This is a genomic window from Alteromonas alvinellae (assembly GCF_902705805.1).
This window is the reverse complement of record NZ_CACSIH010000229.1, coordinates 32,451-49,608: the sequence shown is the minus strand read 5'-3', so window position 1 is coordinate 49,608 and position 17,158 is coordinate 32,451. Positions and strand designations below refer to the sequence as shown.

The 17,158-nt window shown below is 46.0% G+C and carries 15 protein-coding genes; 11 read left to right on the top strand and 4 right to left on the bottom strand.

Annotation, left to right across the window (positions count from 1 at the left end):
- Positions 1-11 precede the first annotated feature (11 nt).
- From ACX5KA_RS18160 to rne, 3 genes are all read right to left on the bottom strand, one after another.
- Positions 12-1,565, bottom strand: coding sequence for a sensor histidine kinase (locus ACX5KA_RS18160; protein ID WP_458731818.1), 1,554 nt, complete (start codon positions 1,563-1,565; stop codon positions 12-14).
- A gap of 232 nt (positions 1,566-1,797) precedes the next feature.
- Positions 1,798-2,940, bottom strand: a complete 1,143-nt coding sequence (locus ACX5KA_RS18155; RefSeq protein ID WP_458731817.1) for an oxidoreductase family protein — start codon at positions 2,938-2,940, stop codon at positions 1,798-1,800.
- Positions 2,941-3,046: 106 nt separating this feature from the next.
- The gene (gene rne / locus ACX5KA_RS18150; RefSeq protein WP_458731816.1) at positions 3,047-6,451 is read right to left on the bottom strand and encodes a ribonuclease E; all 3,405 of its coding nucleotides are present in this window, start codon (positions 6,449-6,451) and stop codon (positions 3,047-3,049) included.
- A gap of 841 nt (positions 6,452-7,292) precedes the next feature.
- Here rne and rluC point away from each other — a divergent pair.
- Together rluC and ACX5KA_RS18140 are read left to right on the top strand one after the other, a co-directional pair.
- Complete coding sequence (gene rluC / locus ACX5KA_RS18145) at positions 7,293-8,234, top strand: 23S rRNA pseudouridine(955/2504/2580) synthase RluC (RefSeq protein WP_014979112.1); 942 nt, start codon at positions 7,293-7,295, stop codon at positions 8,232-8,234.
- Positions 8,235-8,237: 3 nt separating this feature from the next.
- Positions 8,238-8,945 carry an HAD-IA family hydrolase gene (locus ACX5KA_RS18140; RefSeq protein ID WP_458731815.1) on the top strand — a complete coding sequence of 236 codons (708 nt, stop codon included), beginning with the start codon at positions 8,238-8,240 and terminating at the stop codon, positions 8,943-8,945.
- A gap of 51 nt (positions 8,946-8,996) precedes the next feature.
- Here ACX5KA_RS18140 and ACX5KA_RS18135 read toward each other — a convergent pair whose 3' ends face one another.
- Positions 8,997-9,617, bottom strand: coding sequence for a Maf family protein (locus ACX5KA_RS18135; RefSeq protein WP_458731814.1), 621 nt, complete (start codon positions 9,615-9,617; stop codon positions 8,997-8,999).
- Between the two features lie 153 nt (positions 9,618-9,770).
- Between ACX5KA_RS18135 and yceD the strand changes: the two genes are divergently transcribed.
- The 9 genes from yceD (at position 9,771) to pabC (ending at position 17,103) form a co-directional block, all read left to right on the top strand.
- A complete protein-coding gene (gene yceD, locus ACX5KA_RS18130; protein ID WP_014976324.1) occupies positions 9,771-10,304 on the top strand; it encodes a 23S rRNA accumulation protein YceD in 534 nt (177 codons plus the stop codon).
- A 3-nt stretch (positions 10,305-10,307) separates the two neighbouring features.
- On the top strand, positions 10,308-10,478 hold the full coding sequence (gene rpmF / locus ACX5KA_RS18125; protein ID WP_012518206.1) for a 50S ribosomal protein L32: 171 nt from the start codon (positions 10,308-10,310) through the stop codon (positions 10,476-10,478).
- Between the two features lie 15 nt (positions 10,479-10,493).
- Positions 10,494-11,519 (top strand): phosphate acyltransferase PlsX, encoded by a 1,026-nt coding sequence (gene plsX / locus ACX5KA_RS18120; protein ID WP_014976325.1) that lies wholly within the window; start codon positions 10,494-10,496, stop codon positions 11,517-11,519.
- Entirely contained in the window at positions 11,516-12,481 is a 966-nt protein-coding gene (locus tag ACX5KA_RS18115; RefSeq protein WP_014949212.1) for a beta-ketoacyl-ACP synthase III, read from the top strand. Before plsX ends, ACX5KA_RS18115 begins: the two co-directional genes overlap by 4 nt.
- A gap of 99 nt (positions 12,482-12,580) precedes the next feature.
- Complete coding sequence (gene fabD, locus ACX5KA_RS18110; RefSeq protein ID WP_458731813.1) at positions 12,581-13,510, top strand: ACP S-malonyltransferase; 930 nt, start codon at positions 12,581-12,583, stop codon at positions 13,508-13,510.
- Between the two features lie 9 nt (positions 13,511-13,519).
- Positions 13,520-14,260 (top strand): 3-oxoacyl-ACP reductase FabG, encoded by a 741-nt coding sequence (fabG, locus tag ACX5KA_RS18105; protein WP_458731812.1) that lies wholly within the window; start codon positions 13,520-13,522, stop codon positions 14,258-14,260.
- Positions 14,261-14,459: 199 nt separating this feature from the next.
- Positions 14,460-14,699 carry an acyl carrier protein gene (gene acpP / locus ACX5KA_RS18100; RefSeq protein ID WP_012518211.1) on the top strand — a complete coding sequence of 80 codons (240 nt, stop codon included), beginning with the start codon at positions 14,460-14,462 and terminating at the stop codon, positions 14,697-14,699.
- Positions 14,700-14,779: 80 nt separating this feature from the next.
- Positions 14,780-16,018 (top strand): beta-ketoacyl-ACP synthase II, encoded by a 1,239-nt coding sequence (gene fabF, locus ACX5KA_RS18095; protein ID WP_014949215.1) that lies wholly within the window; start codon positions 14,780-14,782, stop codon positions 16,016-16,018.
- A gap of 233 nt (positions 16,019-16,251) precedes the next feature.
- Positions 16,252-17,103: an aminodeoxychorismate lyase gene (pabC, locus tag ACX5KA_RS18090; RefSeq protein ID WP_458731811.1), complete on the top strand. Its 852-nt coding sequence runs from the start codon at positions 16,252-16,254 to the stop codon at positions 17,101-17,103.
- Positions 17,104-17,158: the final 55 nt, after the last annotated feature.

The window sequence follows — 17,158 nt, the reverse complement described above, 5'->3', positions numbered from 1 at the left end:
CAACTGGGCCCTTAATCATCTAAAACTGGCAGCGTCAACGTGAACTGCGAGCCTTTACCCAATGTGGAATGCGCACTCAATATACCGTGGTGGGCTTCTGCTATCGCTTTAGCGATAGACAAACCTAGCCCCATTCCATTGCCTTTGCGCTTTAACCTAACGAAGCGTTCAAAAACGTGCTGCAAATCACTTGAAGAAATGCCTTCACCGCTATCAATGACCGATACGTTGATATTCGGGCTTTCGCTCTCAACGCGCAGCACAATGGGCGTATCGGGATAAGAATATTTGTGCGCGTTTTCGATAAGGATGGTCAGTACCTGCGCAATTCTGTCTTTGTCGATGAGCACTTGGACCTCATTATTGGCAAGCCATTTAAGATCTAAGTCTCTTGGCTTTGTGAGCTTTTGCCATAACGCCATATTTTGTGTAAGCAGGTTATGTAAGTCAGATTTAACCAGATCTACAGTAAATTCGTGCATCTCGGCACGCGCTAGCAGCAGCAAATCATCAACCAACTTACTTAAGTTCACGGCTTGCTCAAGTATGGTTTCTAGCGTTTCTTTATAAATCTCGTTGCTAGCCGCAGCCTGCCTAAGGGTTACCTGCGCTTCGCCACGAATAATGGTTAACGGCGTGCGCAATTCGTGACTAACATCAGCCATAAATTGCCGTCGCTTTGCGTCCAGTTGAGTGAGTTTATTGTTGGCTTCTTTTAACGCCCGTGTTCGGCTCTCCACTTCAAACTCTAAGTGCTTGCGATGGGCATCAGCTTGATCTTCGTGTTCCTGTAAACGCGCAATCATGGAGTTTAGGGCTTTGACCAAGTCAGTGAATTCGCTATCTAAGGTTTCAGGCAATCGATAGTGATAGTTACCCGATGCAATGGCATCGGTACCCGTGCGAATTACCGTTAGCGGCTGATAAAGGGCATTGAATAGCCAATAGCAACCCAGCAGAATAAAAGGGCAGGTAATCAGACCTAAACTAATAGTAAACCACACAATGCTGGTGTTTAGCGTTTCAATGCTAGCGTTAATGCGCGATACAACGCCTGTTTGGCGGTTTACTGCAGAGTTGATGGCTTCCCTGAACTGGTTGTCTATAGTTACTTCTAGTAATGTTTGAAGGCGCTGCTGTTGATTTAGCGGAGTACGGTCGTTGCTTAGGGCAATTGCTCTAAACTCTTCCACAATGCCTTGAATCAGTGCTTCAAGTTCATCGGTATCTTCTACACTTCCTAATGTTGCCTCAAGCCCTAATGCTTCGCGTTGATCAAGTTCTAGCGACTTTATTCGGTTCAGCGAGTTTTCAATTTGTTGCTGCTTGTTGCGCACTTTCGCCTGGTTCGCATTCTTTCCAAAAATAAGCTCGTCGGTAAGCTGCTTAAAAAGCCTGTAGGAAATACTTGATAATTGTTGGTGCTCTGACAATAGCGATTGAGCGAGTTGAGCTTGCGCTAAGTTAGTGCGTGTTAAATGGGCCGAAACGGCTGCGCTGGCCAATGCAATTAATAAGATAAATGTGGACAGTAACCCAAACAGGTAAAGCTTACGTTTGTACATGGCAGTGACATTATGATTATTTATCGGTGTATACGCTAAGTTTTGTGTAATGGTGCAGTTTCGTACTAATTAAAAACGGCAAGCGCTAGGGAGTTAAACAATAAGCTGCTAGTCGTTTAGTACATGACAAACAGAAGGTTGAAAAGGGCGATGCACGGAAAAAAGACCGCGAAAAAAGAGTGTATTTATAAAAGTACGAGCTTGATTAGGCGTAAAATGAAAACGTGAACGTTTAGCCGTTACGCGCTAGCACGGACAAGGCAATATCTGTTTGATATTGGAGCTCTTCATCTATTTTCCAGTGTTCGGGGCTCCAACCCGCTAAGAACCGATAAAAGTCAGCGCAGGCGAAGGGGTACAGGTACTTCCATTCAGCAATGATAAGCGCAATATCAGCACGCTTAAAACAAGCCGAACTATCATTGTTAGCCAATCGAGTGTGTAACGCATCCTCGAGCGCTTGAAAGTAGTTATCGAGCAATGCATCACGATGTTTCATGTGGGTTTGGGTTGATAGGGCACTGCCCAAAAAATACGCCACGTCTTTTATGCCCGCGCCATAACCTACATACTGAAAGTCGACGGCTGCACAGTCAGAAAAATCGTCGGTAAAACAATAGTTAGCCACTTTAGCATCGCCGTGCACCAAAGTGTGATAGTGAGCGTTGCTTAACGTGTTAGCTATAGCGACAGCATGTTGCTTTAGTAATCCATCCGACATGGCGTTGAACTCATCTTCACGGGTTGCCAAGTGCCAATACGTGCCCTCTGGCCATAACTGTATATTTCGGCTATTAATTTCATCTCTTACATTGACAAAGCGTGCATGAAAATTGGCAAGCCATTTTAGAACAGTGATGCATTGCTCAGCGGTAAGTGAAGAGGCCGTGCGAGAATAGCCACTGTGTGCTAAGTCTTCCATAACAAGAAGGGAGGCTTCGCCCTGTTGGCTGTGCCCTAAGTATTTTGCTGTACGGCACGACGCATCAGTTTGGACTTTAACGTCGCTATAAAAACAGTTCTCTACCTTAAAAGATTGGCACTTACGGTTGTGGCTAGCTTCACCATTCCAGCCTTTAGGGTGTGAGAGTCTGTGTGGCGGAGTGGCGCATTTCACGACTACTTTTAGCGCTGCTTCGTCTCCACCTTGTTGCGCGCCAAGTGGGTTTAGTTGAGCTTGGTGATACTGGCTTTCTTGGAAAGGGCTTCTCTCGTCCTGGTTCTTTGAAAAAGTATTATTAGGATAGCCCAAAGTGGCACGAAAGCACGCTCCGTAGCCACTCCAAAGAGGTTGAATCATTTGTGTGTCTAATACTTGCGCGTTACATACTTGGCTTAACCAATCTATATACTGCTGGTTTACCGTATCTGACATTTTATTCTCAACTCGGACTCGATGTTAAACGTACACTAACAAACAAAAAAGCCGCTCGAAAGCGGCTTTTACGTCAATTAGCTAGTAGCGCACTAGCGACTGAAAATTATTCAGCCACTGCTGCTACTTCGGCAACGTCATCTACCGACTGAGGAAGCGTTGTTACTGCTGATGCACGTGACGTTACGTGCGACATCGCTGCAGTTTTACCCGATACTGCGAGTGCAGGTCGTGTGTCGTCAGCTTTAGCGGTAAGCGCTACATCAACAAATGCGTCGTTTACTGCTGCAGGCAATGCCATAGGGTGCGATGCACCACGCTTTCCTTTGCCACTCGCTGCTAGGCTCGAAGAAGGCGCTGCTGTTGTTTCAGCTTTTTCTTTAGCCGCTGGCGTATCTGCTTTCGCTTCTTGTACCTGTGCTTCTGGTTCTGCAACTACAGGTGCGTCAGCCAAGTTTATTTCAACTTGCTCTGGCGATGCTGTTGCTTCGTCTTTAGCTTCTGGCGCCGTATCAGCTTGCGTTGTTTTAGCTTCAACTGCCGGTTCCGTCTGTGCTGCCGGAGCCGTTTCTTCAACGTTGCTTTCTTGCACTGAAGTTTGAGCTTCTTTAGCCGGTTTAGCTTCAGTTGTCGCGTTATCGTCTGCTGACGTTACTTCATCAGTTGAGTCTACAGCTTCCGAAGGTTTATCGTTCGCTGACGGCTCTGCATCCGCTGAAGGTTCTTTACCCGCTGAAGGCTCTTTACCCGCTGAAGGCTCTTTACCCGCTAAAGGCTCTGCATCAAACTGAAGTTCGTCCTGAACGGCTTCAACGTCAAGCTTTGCTTTCTCTTGCTTAGCAACAGGTTGCTCTTCAGCTGGCGCTAGTTGCCCAGGCGCTTTTGCTTGTGTTTCTTCGACAACAGGTGCATCTGTCTTAGCTGTCGCTTCAACTTCTGCTTCTGGCTGCTGCGGTGACAACTCACCAGGCTGTTTAGCTTGCGTGTCTGAATCGTCAACTTGCTGCGACTCTTTCTTACGACGTTGACCAGCCGCACGAACGTGACGTGGAGAGCGGCGTGAACGGCCACGGCCTTCACGTTTTTGACCATGCTCTTCACTGTTAGCGTCGGTATTCGCATCAGTGCCGTCAACGGCATCACTAGTTATCGCTGATGAGTCATCTTCACCCTTAACAGCATCCGATACTGGCTTCGCTTCAGCATGTTTATCCGCTGGCTTTTGCGCGGCTTTGACTGCTGGCTTTTGCTCATCCTTCTTCTGTTCAGCAGTGTTTTCAACCGGTGACTCTGCTTTCGGCGCTTTAGGCTTGGTGTCAGCTTTAGCTTTGTGCTGCACTGGCGCTTCTTTGGCTACTGGTGTGGCCTGCGCTTCGCTTTGTTCAGCAGTATTCACCGCGTTGTCATCTTTCTTCACACGAACGCTGCGGCGTTTATCACGACGTTTTCTACGTTCAGCAACTTCACGCTTCTTCTGCGCTTGGTTTTCTTGCTGCTCGCCATCTTGCTTTTCGTGCTTAGGCTTTTGTTGCTCATCGCGTGGTTGCTGTGCCTTACGAGGCTTACGACCTTTGTTATTGCGCTTATCATCTTGATCTTGACGCTGGTCTCGCTGCTGCTCGCCGCGCGGTTTGCGATTATCCTGCTGCTCACCATCGCGGTTCTGGTCTTTACCTTGAGACTGATTGCCACGACGATTGTTCTTGTTGCGCGGCTTGCGGCGACGGTCGTCATTATTGCGGCTGCGGTTGTTTCTATTTTTATTACCAGACTGTGGCTTCTTGTCTTTATTGGTTTCTTCTTCGCTTTCGCTACCGAATAAATCACTAATCCATTTGCCAAATCGGGCAAATAGTGAAGGTACATCGTCGGCTTTCTTTGCTGTTTCTTCTTTTGGCGCAACTACAGGTGCAGCCGTTGGTGCAACAAGGCCTTTCAGTGCTGGCTCTTCGCGCTTAACCGGTGCAGAAGTCGTTGTTTCCGTCTCAGCTTCTACCGCAGGCATTAACTCTACGTCGTAACTCGCTTCAGATATAACGTCATCTGGACGTCTGCGTAATACCTGGTAGTGCGGTGTATCTAGGTTTGCATTAGGAATAAGCAGTAAATCTACGCCGTGACGCTTTTCGAGAAGCTGAATTGACTTACGCTTTTCGTTAAGTAGATAGGTCGCAACTGGAACAGGCAACTGTGCTTCAATTTGCCCTGTGTTTTCTTTAATGCTCTCTTCTTCCAAAATACGAAGAATAGACAGTGCCAAAGACTCAGTGCCACGAATGGTACCGTGACCAGAACAGCGAGGACACACGTGATGCGCTGATTCGCCTAAAGAAGGGCGTAAACGCTGGCGAGACATTTCCAAAAGGCCAAAGCGAGAAATGCGACCCAATTGCACTCGTGCTCTGTCGCTTCTCACCGCGTCTTTCATGCGGTTTTCAACTTCACGTTGGTGACGTACTGGCGTCATATCAATGAAGTCGATTACAACCAATCCACCTAGATCACGAAGACGCAGTTGACGGGCAATCTCGTCTGCCGCTTCTAGGTTTGTGTTAAGCGCTGTCTCTTCAATATCACCACCTTTTGTTGCACGGGCAGAGTTAATATCTATAGAGGTTAGTGCTTCTGTTGGGTCGATAACAATTGAGCCGCCAGAAGGCAAACGCACTTCGCGTTGGAATGCAGACTCAATTTGGCTTTCGATTTGGTAGTGACTAAATAACGGCACTTCACCACGATAGAGCTTTACGCGATTTGCAAAGTCAGGGCGCACTAATTGAATGTGCTGTAAAGCTTGCTCATAAATACTGGTTTTATCGATAAGGATTTCGCCAATATCGCGACGTAGGTAGTCGCGGATAGCACGAACAATTACGTTACTTTCCTGGTGAATTAAGAAAGGGGCTTCACGTTCTTCAGCAACGCTAGAGATAGCTTCCCAATGGGTAAGCAAGACTTTTAAATCCCATTCTAGCTCTTCGTAAGATTTGCCAACCCCCGCAGTGCGAACAATCAAACCCATACCTTCAGGAAGGTCCAATTTGCTTAGTGACTCTTTAAGCTCTGTACGCTCATCGCCCTCTATTCGGCGTGAAATACCGCCAGCGCGAGGGTTGTTTGGCATAAGTACTAGGTAACTGCCTGCGAGCGATAAGAATGTAGTTAATGCAGCGCCTTTTTGGCCGCGCTCTTCTTTATCAATTTGAACAATTACTTCTTGGCCTTCTTTAATCACATCTTTGATGTTAGGGCGGCCTTCGAATTTGTAACCTTTAGGGAAGTAAGTGCGGGCAATTTCTTTGAGGGGTAGGAAGCCATGGCGCTCTGCACCGTAGTCAACAAAAGCAGCTTCTAAGCTGGGTTCAACGCGGGTAATTTTACCTTTGTAGATGTTCGCTTTTTTCTGCTCGTGTCCTGGACTTTCTATATCTAAATCATACAACCGTTGCCCATCGACAAGAGCAACGCGCAACTCTTCTTGCTGAGTTGCATTAATTAACATTCTTTTCATTGTATCTAACTCTGTTTTCGTACAGCCGTTAAGACACAAAATTAAAGTGACATGTGCAAACCCTCACCGCGCAACCTCACGGCTGGACGGGGACCTTGTTGTAACGTCGCATTATCCCTGGTGGGCAAACACTCACGCGAATAAACAAGCGCCTTTATCTTAAGCGCAAACCCATACGATCGTGAATTGACACGTATAATCGTACAGATGCATTCATGTTCACACTGCTTTAAGGATGTCGGGAGCGACTAGCCCTTATTACTCATTTCATTTTTTCAAGCGGCATCATTTTTGCCACTCAATTGTCATTTAATTCTGTTAGCTAAACGGCAAACTTATTTTATGTTCGCAAGCATGGCCTCGCTTTTTACGGCAGTGTAGTCGTTGCCTCTCTCGCGGGGTCGGTATGAATGTGTTATTTCATCGAACACTTATCATTGCTGATGTCACCGACGCTCAAACCATGCTTTTATCGTTTACAAGTTAAAACAACACACTCAGATGCGTGCTGATTTTCGGTCTTGTTGTTGTTTTTATAACGCTGTGTTTCACATTGTTAAAGTGCGGCAACGAAATGCCTGTTCCACACCTTTCTTTTTACGTGAATTTAATCGTGTTAAAAACATCGATAATTATCGCACTAAAAGTCAAATTTTAGCAAGGAAAGCGAATGAATAAATCCCATAAATTGAGATGTTAAATACAGAAAACATGCGCTTTGGATAAAAAGTATGCGCAAAGGTGGGTTTTCTAAGTCCTAGCTAAGCGCTGATATAATAATTATTTAGTAAAACGTAACTTTCAGTATGTTGGGCACTTTGCAATAGGGTATAATGCTTCTATGAAAGAAGAAGCTCCCCAAAAAGTACGTTTTGTAACGGTTGAAGCCGACTTGGCTGGTCAACGTATCGATAATTTTTTACGCACCCAATTAAAAGGCGTGCCGAAAAGCATGATTTACCGCATTTTACGTAAAGGTGAAGTGCGAGTGAATAAAGGTCGTGTTAAGCCTGAATACAAGTTACAAGCTGACGATTTAATCAGAATTCCACCGGTTCGCGTGTCGGAAGGTGCGCCTGCGCCATCGCCCAAGCTCGATAAAATTGCATCATTAGAGTCGCATATCCTTTTCGAGGACGACCGTATACTTGTTATAAACAAACCATCTGGAATGGCAGTTCACGGTGGAAGCGGCTTAAGCTTTGGATTAATCGAAGGCTTAAGAGCCTTGCGTCCCGATGCCAAATTTATGGAATTGGTACATCGATTAGACCGTGACACGTCAGGCTGTATTTTGATAGCCAAGAAGCGTTCTGCCCTTCGCCACATGCACGAACAACTTCGCACAGGTAAAATGGACAAGCGATATAATGCGCTAGTTGCAGGTGAGTGGCCTAAAACTCGATTTAAAGTTAAAGCACCGCTTCGTAAAAATGTGCTGCAATCGGGTGAGCGCATGGTAAGTGTAAGCGACGATGGTAAACCGTCAGAAACTCGCTACCGCATATTAGAGGAATACGCAGGTGCAACCTTGGTTGAAGCGTCGCCTATTACAGGTAGAACCCACCAAATTCGCGTTCACTGTTTGCATGCGGGTCATCCTATTGCTTGTGACCCAAAATACGGTGATGCGGATTTCGACGCGGCAATGCGCCAAAAAGGACTGAACAGACTGTTCCTTCACGCTCGCAGTATTTCACTGCTGCACCCAGCGACTGAAGAGCGCGTAACATTTACCGCGCCATTAGACGACACTCTCTCAAATACACTTAAAGCGCTGTAAGTTATGCATTCAAAAAAACAGGCTGTGGAAACACAGCCTTTCATTTCGTTAGATAAAACACTGCCTAAGTACAAACTTGTTATCTTCGATTGGGATGGAACGCTTATGGATTCGGCGGCAAAAATTGTTAGCTGCATGCAGCTTGCTGCAAAGCAGTGTGATGTGCCTGTTCCCACCTACGACGAAGTAGGTCACATTATTGGTATAAGTTTAAAGCCTGCCATTAAACAGCTTTTTAATATCAAAGACGATGAGTTAGCCGAGCGTTTAGTCGCTGCCTATAAAGAGGCGTTTGTCACTCGGGATACAACGCCGAGTCCTTTGTTCGATGGCGTTGAACGGTTACTTAGCAATTTGAAAGAAACGGGATGTACATTGGCCGTTGCGACAGGTAAAGCGCGTCGCGGTCTTGATAGAGCGTGGGCACAAACAGGGACGGGACCTTTCTTTAGTGCGTCACGTACCGCCGATGAGGCAGAATCCAAGCCTTCGCCCGACATGCTCCTACAGTTGCTTGATGAACTTAGTGTAAAAATAGAAGATGCCGTAATGATTGGTGACACGACCTACGACATGCAAATGGCGAAAACTATCGGTATGGATAGGATAGGGGTCTCATACGGCGTTCATGCGCAGGTTCATTTAGAAGCGCTGTCACCTGTGGCACTTGTACACTCCATAAGTGAATTAGAGACAGCGCTATTCAAATAGCGCTGGTCTGTAGCACTGCTTTCATAGAGCTGCTCTGACAGAATTAGTGGCTTACTGTGCAGCCATTGCTAATAAATCGACATTGAAGTGCGCGCCCAGTAGTTCATTTAACAGCATTATAGGAAGGCCGATTAAACTGTTAGGGTCACGGCTCTCTATTTTATCAAACAGTAATATTCCCATGCCTTCGCTTTTGAAACTGCCAGCACAATCAAGTGGCTGCTCTTTATCTACATAGGCGCGAAGGGCAGTTTCACTGTTATGGCGAAAGAAAACGCGTGTTTCATCTACCTGTGTTATCGTTTTATTGGCGCTAGGCTGGTGAAGGCAAAGTGCAGTATAAAATGACACTTGCTTACCTTGGCATGCGATCAGCTGGTTTACAGCATTTTCTGACGTGCCAGGCTTGCCAAGTAGCCGCGGGCCTGCATCGGTTTGTACCAAAGCTACTTGATCGCTACCAATAATAATGGTGTCGCTATTTACCTTTTCTAATTCAGCGGCAACCTTGTGCGCCTTTTGTTCAGCCAAACGTAAACTCAATGCAGTAGGGCTTTCGTTTGCAAAGGGCGTTTCGTCAATATCTGGTGCGTGGGTGTCTACCTGAATACCAATGTTGGCGAGCAACATTTTTCGGTATTGCGATGATGAGGCAAGAACAAGGGAGGCCACAGTTACTCCTTTTATGAAATCAATATGTTGCGTACTTTCAGTTAGTAGTCCAATGTTACATTATCACTACGCACCACATACAGCGTTTTATTGTAAGTTAAAACGCAATTTTGCTTTGACAGGAAGGGGTTGACCCTATATCATGCGCGCCCTATGCAGAAAGTGAAACTCCCTCATTCGGTTGAACCGACTAAAAGTGCCATGAAACGTTCCGATTACCGGGGCGTGATTGCGTCTAAAGATATGGAACGATTGAGTGAAGCAGTTGTCCGATGCAATGACTATGTGGACGCAGAAGTACAGTTCGAAAAAGACGCGCAGGGTCTTACTGTCTTTCACGGCCATTTAGCCACGCAGGTAACACTTATCTGTCAAAGGTGTAATGGTGAACTCGATTATCCCGTGGAAGCGGAATTCTGTTTTACTCCAGTGCAGGGAGAAGAGCAGGAAAGCGATGACATCATTCCCGAGGCTTACGAACCGGTAGAGGTCAACGACCACGGAGAAGTTAATCTGCTTCAAATTTTTGAAGACGAACTACTGTTATCTTTGCCAATTGTGCCCCTTCATGCAGAGTCGGAGTGTACAGTGAAGCAAGACGATATGTCGTTTGGAAAGATTGAACCGGAACAAGAGCGACAAAACCCTTTCGCGGTTTTGAAAGAACTTAAGCGAGACCAGGAGTAAGTTATGGCAGTACAACAAAATCGTAAAACGCGTTCTAAGCGCGGTATGCGTCGCTCACACGATGCATTGACAGGCGCGACTTTGTCTGTCGATTCAACGTCGGGCGAAACTCACCGTCGTCACCACGTGACCGCTGACGGTTATTACAAAGGCAAGAAAGTAATCGGCGCGTAATACGGCGGCTACATTTTGTCTAAACTAACCATCGCGTTAGATATCATGGGGGGCGATCATGGTCCCCCTGTTATCCTTCCCGCAGCCGTAAAGGCTATTCAACTTCACCCAGACGTGCACTTCACGTTATGCGGTGATGAAGATACCATCAAAGCAGGTATACAGCCCCTTACCAACGCTGAACGCAACCGCGTTACTATTGTGCACTGCTCACAAGTGGTTGAGATGGGCGAAGCGCCAACGTCAGCGCTACGAAACAAAAAAGATTCTTCTATGCGTCGCGTTATTGAACTTGTCGAAAGTGGCGAGGCAAACGCGTGCGTAAGCGCAGGTAATACCGGTGCACTGCTTACCTTATCATTCTATTTGCTTAAAACCTTATCAGGCATTGATAGGCCCGCACTCATTAATATGATGCCTACAACAGGGCACCATAACGTATTTCTTTTAGATTTAGGCGCAAACGTGAACTGTACGCCTGAAATTCTTTTCCAATACGGCGTTATGGGCTCAGTGCTTGCGCAAGAGGTGGCGGGCATAGCATCGCCACGGGTTGCCTTATTGAACGTAGGCGAAGAAGATATTAAAGGTAACGCACAGGTAAAATCTGCCGACCAGCTTTTTAAAGATGCGCCAGGCATAAACTATATTGGTTATGTAGAAGGCGACGACATTTTCACCGATCATGCCGATGTAGTGGTAACAGACGGTTTTACTGGAAATGTAGCGCTTAAATCGAGCGAAGGGCTGGCTAAGTTAGTGATAAACGAGGTAAAACGCCAGTCACAGAAGAACTTTTATACCCGATTATTGGCAAAAATTGCCTTCCCATTACTGAAATCTATCTATAACAGCGTGAACCCCGACCAGTATAACGGTGCGAGTCTGATAGGATTGCGCGGCATTGTTATCAAGAGTCACGGAAATGCACAAAAAGACGCCTTTTATTACGCCATCGTGCAAGCAATGAAAGAAGCAAAGATGCATTTACCTGAAAAGATAAAGACAAAGATAGAAACGGTATTGTTGGAGCAGCTTTGAGCAAATATTCACGCTTTATAGGAACAGGTAGCTATTATCCCAGCGACGTGCGTACAAACGCAGATTTAGAGCAAATGGTGGACACCAGTGACGAATGGATCACTGACCGTACCGGGATAAAAGAGCGACGTATTATTGGAGCAGATGAAACTGCTGCTACCATGGGGGCAGAAGCCAGTAAGAAAGCCATTGAGATGGCTGGCATTGACCCGAAATCTATCGACATGATTGTGTGTGCCACCACGAGTGGTCGCTATGCGCTTCCAAGCACAGCATGTGAAATTCAACGCATTCTTGATATTGACGGTATCCCTGCCTTTGACGTAGCTGCTGCATGTGCAGGTTACTGCTACGCATTAAGTGTTGCCGATCAATACATTAAGTCTGGCATGGCGAAGCGTATTCTTGTAGTCGGTACCGACTGTTTGAGCCGCTTGATAAACCCTGAAGACAGAACCATGGTTATCTTGTTTGGCGATGCGGCAGGCGCAACGATTATTGAAGCGAGTGATGAACCTGGGATTCTTTCCACACATATAAACGCATCAGGCTCTCACGGTGATTTGCTGTACGTGGGTAATCCAACCCGTGGAGACGAGCAGTCGGTTCACGAGAACTGGGGTGTGATGCGTGGTAATGAAGTCTTTAAGGTTGCGGTAACCAAGCTTTCAGAAGTGGTTGAACAAACCCTTGCTGCCAACGGTATGCAAAAATCTGATCTTGACTGGTTAGTACCTCACCAAGCAAACTTTAGAATTATTAAAGCGACAGCTAAGAAGCTGAACATGTCTCTTGATCAAGTAGTGCTTACGTTAGAGCAGTATGGTAATACCTCTGCTGCTACTGTGCCTACAGCGCTTGATACCGCTATCAGAGACGGGCGCATTCAACGCGGACAGCATTTATTACTAGAAGCATTCGGAGGCGGATTTGCTTGGGCATCGGCGCTTGTACGCTACTAGCCTTGCAGATATTTGCCTTGGTGATTTTTGCCTCGATAGGGGCACTCCAACTCCGACGTTTTCTCGCTTCTAGTAAATTAAAAATAATAAGGAATCGACATGACAAAGACAGCCTGTGTATTTCCAGGACAAGGTTCTCAAAGCGTAGGTATGCTAAAGGAACTTGCTGAGACTTCTCCTATTATCGAAGCAACGTTTGAAGAAGCCTCTGACGCGCTCGGCTACGATCTGTGGGATTTAGTCCAAAACGATGCAGACGGTAAACTTAACGAAACGCATATCACTCAGCCAGCGTTGCTTGCTGCTAGCGTAGCAATTTGGCGTGTTATTCGCGAGCAGGGCATAGACGTAGATTACCTAGCGGGTCACAGCCTTGGTGAGTACTCAGCATTAGTATGTGGCGGCGCCATGGATTTTGCTGATGCTATCAAGCTCGTAGAAGCCCGTGGTAAATATATGCAAGAAGCTGTACCAGCAGGTGCAGGTGCCATGTATGCCATTATCGGGTTAGACGATGCCGCCATTGCTGATATTTGTCAGCAAACTGCTATTGCTACAGGCGATGTAGTTGCACCAGTTAACTTTAACTCTCCAGGCCAAGTGGTTATTGCAGGGGAAAAGAACGCCGCAGAGCAAGCTGCTAATGCGTGTAAAGAAGCGGGCGCCAAGCGCGCACTTCCTCTTGCGGTAAGCGTTCCTTCACACTGTGAGTTAATGCGTCCTGCAGCAGATAAGTTAGAAGACGCATTATCGTCATTGAACGTTAATGAGCCTGCAATCAATATTGTGAACAATGTTGATGTCACTATAGAAACCCAAGGTGATGCAATCAAGAACGCATTAGTGAGACAACTATATTGCCCCGTTCAATGGACACGCACTGTTGAATATTTGGCGGCAGCGGGCGTTGAGCGCGTTATCGAAGTAGGTCCTGGTAAAGTACTTACTGGATTGAACAAACGTATCGACAAGAGCCTAGAATCTCTTGCAGTTAATACACCTGATGGTGTTGAAGCATTAAAACAATAAGGAAACGCAATGAGTCAATTAGACGGTAAAATTGCGCTTGTTACCGGCGCAAGCCGAGGTATAGGCAAAGCGATTGCCACGCAGCTTGCTCAGCAAGGTGCTACGGTTATCGGAACCGCAACCAGTGAAAATGGTGCGCAAGCGATCAGCGATTATCTTTCTGAATTCGGCGGCAAAGGCTTTGCACTAAATGTCACCGACAAAGAAAACGTAGATACCACGATTAAAGCGATCAATGAAGCTCATGGTGGTATCGATATCTTGGTCAATAATGCCGGTATCACACGTGATAATCTGCTAATGCGCATGAAAGATGACGAGTGGCAGGACATTATCGACACCAACTTAACCTCAATTTTCACACTGTCAAAAGCGGTACTTCGCGGTATGATGAAGAAGCGTTTTGGTCGCATCGTGAACATTGGTTCAGTGGTGGGCAGTGCAGGTAATGCCGGACAGGCAAACTACGCTGCAGCGAAAGCAGGGGTCATTGGTTTTTCTAAATCAATGGCTCGTGAAGTGGCTTCTCGTGGTATTACCATCAACGTTGTAGCGCCTGGTTTTATCGATACCGATATGACAAAAGCGCTGACCGATGACCAAAAAGAAGCCATTTTCAAAGATATTCCGGCTAACCGATTAGGCGAGCCTGATGAAATTGCAGCCACTGTTGCCTTTTTAGTAAGCGATGGTGCAGCCTATATTACAGGCGAAACTATCCATGTAAATGGTGGTATGTATATGGGGTAAATTCGCAAAAATTGCGAATTTTCCTTAGTTTGGGGTGGTATTTACCCGAACTTGGATGTAAAAATAGTATTTTACGAATTTCGAATGTCGCTGGTTTGACCAGAAAATTTGTTTAAACTGGTGCTTGCAAGGATGCACCTTGCAAAATAAACTAGCGGCACTTTTATTATCTAGTGACGTTTAAGGGAAACCTAGAATTATGAGTAACATTGAAGAACGCGTTAAGAAAATCATCGTTGAACAACTTGGCGTGAAAGAAGAAGAAGTAAAAGCAGAAGCTTCATTCGTTGACGATTTAGGCGCTGATTCACTTGACACTGTTGAGCTAGTAATGGCTTTGGAAGAAGAATTCGATACTGAAATTCCTGACGAAGAAGCAGAAAAAATTACTACTGTTCAATCAGCAATTGATTACATCAACGCTAACAAAGACGCTTAAGTCTTAAGTAGCGACAAAACGGCTCTTCTAACAGAGCCGTTTTTGTATCTCCTACCTTAGTTCCAAAGCGAGGGCTTTTTGTGACAAAACGTCGCGTAGTGGTTACTGGTCTTGGAATGCTTTCACCATTAGGTCTTAATAGCGAAGACACATGGCGCAAATTGCTCGCGGGCGAAAGCGGCATCGGTGAAATCACCCATTTCGATTGTAGTAACTATTCAACCCGTTTCGCAGGTCAAATTAATGATTTTGATCCGCAGGAATACATTGAAAAGAAAGAAACCAAGAAAATGGACCGCTTTATCCAGCTGGGTATTGCAGCAGGCAAGCAAGCCTTGGTCGATTCTGGTTTAACTATTTCACAAGATAATGCGCATCGTGTAGGTGTAGCTATTGGTTCAGGTATTGGTGGTTTAGAACAAATTGAACAAAACCATTTAAAACTGACAAATAGCGGTCCTAAGCGCGTATCGCCATTTTTTGTACCTTCAACTATTACCAACATGATCTCAGGCTTTTTGTCTATCATGGAAGGGTTGAAAGGACCGAATTTAAACGTTGTGACTGCTTGTACAACAGGCGTTCATAATATTGGTATTGCCGCAAGAACAATTGCTTATGGCGATGCTGATGCCATGTTGGCCGGAGGCGCAGAAGCGTCTATTACGCCGTTAGGCATGGCTGGTTTTGCCGCAGCACGTGCGTTGTCATCTCGCAACGACAACCCACAAGCAGCAAGCCGCCCATGGGATAAAGACCGCGATGGTTTTGTCATGGGTGAGGGCGCTGGCGTGGTAATGCTAGAAGAATACGAAGCAGCAAAAGCGCGTGGCGCGACCATTTATGCAGAACTGGTTGGTTTTGGCATGAGCGGCGATGCATACCACATGACTTCTCCACCTGAAGATGGCGAAGGTGCGGCAGCGTCTATGCAAAACGCGATAAATGATGCGAAGTTGGATGCAAGCGAAATCGGCTATGTTAACGCACATGGTACGTCTACGCCTGCAGGTGATATTGCCGAAGTGGCAGCAGTAAAACGCGTGTTCAATGACCATGCTCACAAGCTACTTGTTAGCTCTACCAAGTCAATGACAGGCCATTTGCTAGGGGCCGCCGGTTCAGTTGAGGCAATTTTCACTATTTTGGCACTGCGTGACAAAATGGCGCCGCCAACCATTAATTTGGATGAGCCAGGTGAAGGCTGCGACTTAGACTTTGTTGCACACAAAGCAAAAGCATTCAATGAAGACTACGCACTGTGCAACTCATTCGGGTTTGGCGGTACGAACGGCTCATTGATTTTCAAGCGTATCTAATACGGCGTAACTAATATAGCGTAATCATCGCTGTTTAAGTGTAATTTACGTATAGTCAAAAGGCAGCTTCGGCTGCCTTTTGTTGTTTATACAGTTAAATCTCGCAGTAAATATCATAAAACTAAGGTCTCTTTGAGCACAGCTACAGCCAAATCAATTCAGCTAGACGTTGTCTGACCAACGCAAGTTGGTATACTTCCAACAACCACAATAACGGCGAACAAGAGTAGGCAGTGAGAATTATTCCTAGCGCTACGCCTATTTCATCAAGTGACAGGGCGTTTAATTATGGCGACGGTGTGTTTACCACTTTGCTGGTAGACGAACACAAAGTGCAATTATTGCCTTATCATATTTCACGTTTAGAGCACGATGCGGCAGCCATCAAGCTCAATATTGATATTTGCGCGCTTGAAGCCGCAATTGCTGAACAGGTTAAGACGATAAAGAGCGGTTCAGGTGATAACGCTTCTCCAAAATATGTGCTAAAAGTTCACGTGTCGGGAGGTCAAGCCGGAAGGGGGTATGCGCGAAGCGAAGACAGTGAAGCATTAGTCAGATTTAGCCAGCACCCGTACCCCGTCCATTACGATAGTCTTGCGAATGAAGGTGCAACGGTAATATGCGCTCAAACGCGGTTAGCCATTCAACCATTGCTTGCGGGTGTAAAGCATATGAACAGGCTAGAACAAGTCTTAATTAAGCACGAAGTAGATGACGCTGGCGTACACGATGCTATTGTTTGCGATACCCAAGATAACATTATTGAAGCGAGTGCTGGCAATGTATTTTTCTACCTTAATGAACAATGGTATACCCCGTCTTTGAAAGGAAGCGGTGTCAATGGCGTAGTCAGGCAGTGTCTTATTGATTCGCTGTTAAACGACAATTATTCGCTTCACGTGGGGGAATATGACCTTTCTTATTTGCGAAAAGCGAGTGCAGTGGTAATTACCAATGCACTAATGGGCGTAATGCCGGTACAGAGAATACAAATGCCGGATTTCTCTTATGTCGATTTTGATGTGAGAAGCGATGCGATTGTAGCGCTAAAGACACGGCTTCAGACTGCGCTTCAAAATTAATTAAAACGCACTTCTTACAACGGGGTTCGTCAACGTTTTACGAGCTTCACCAGAT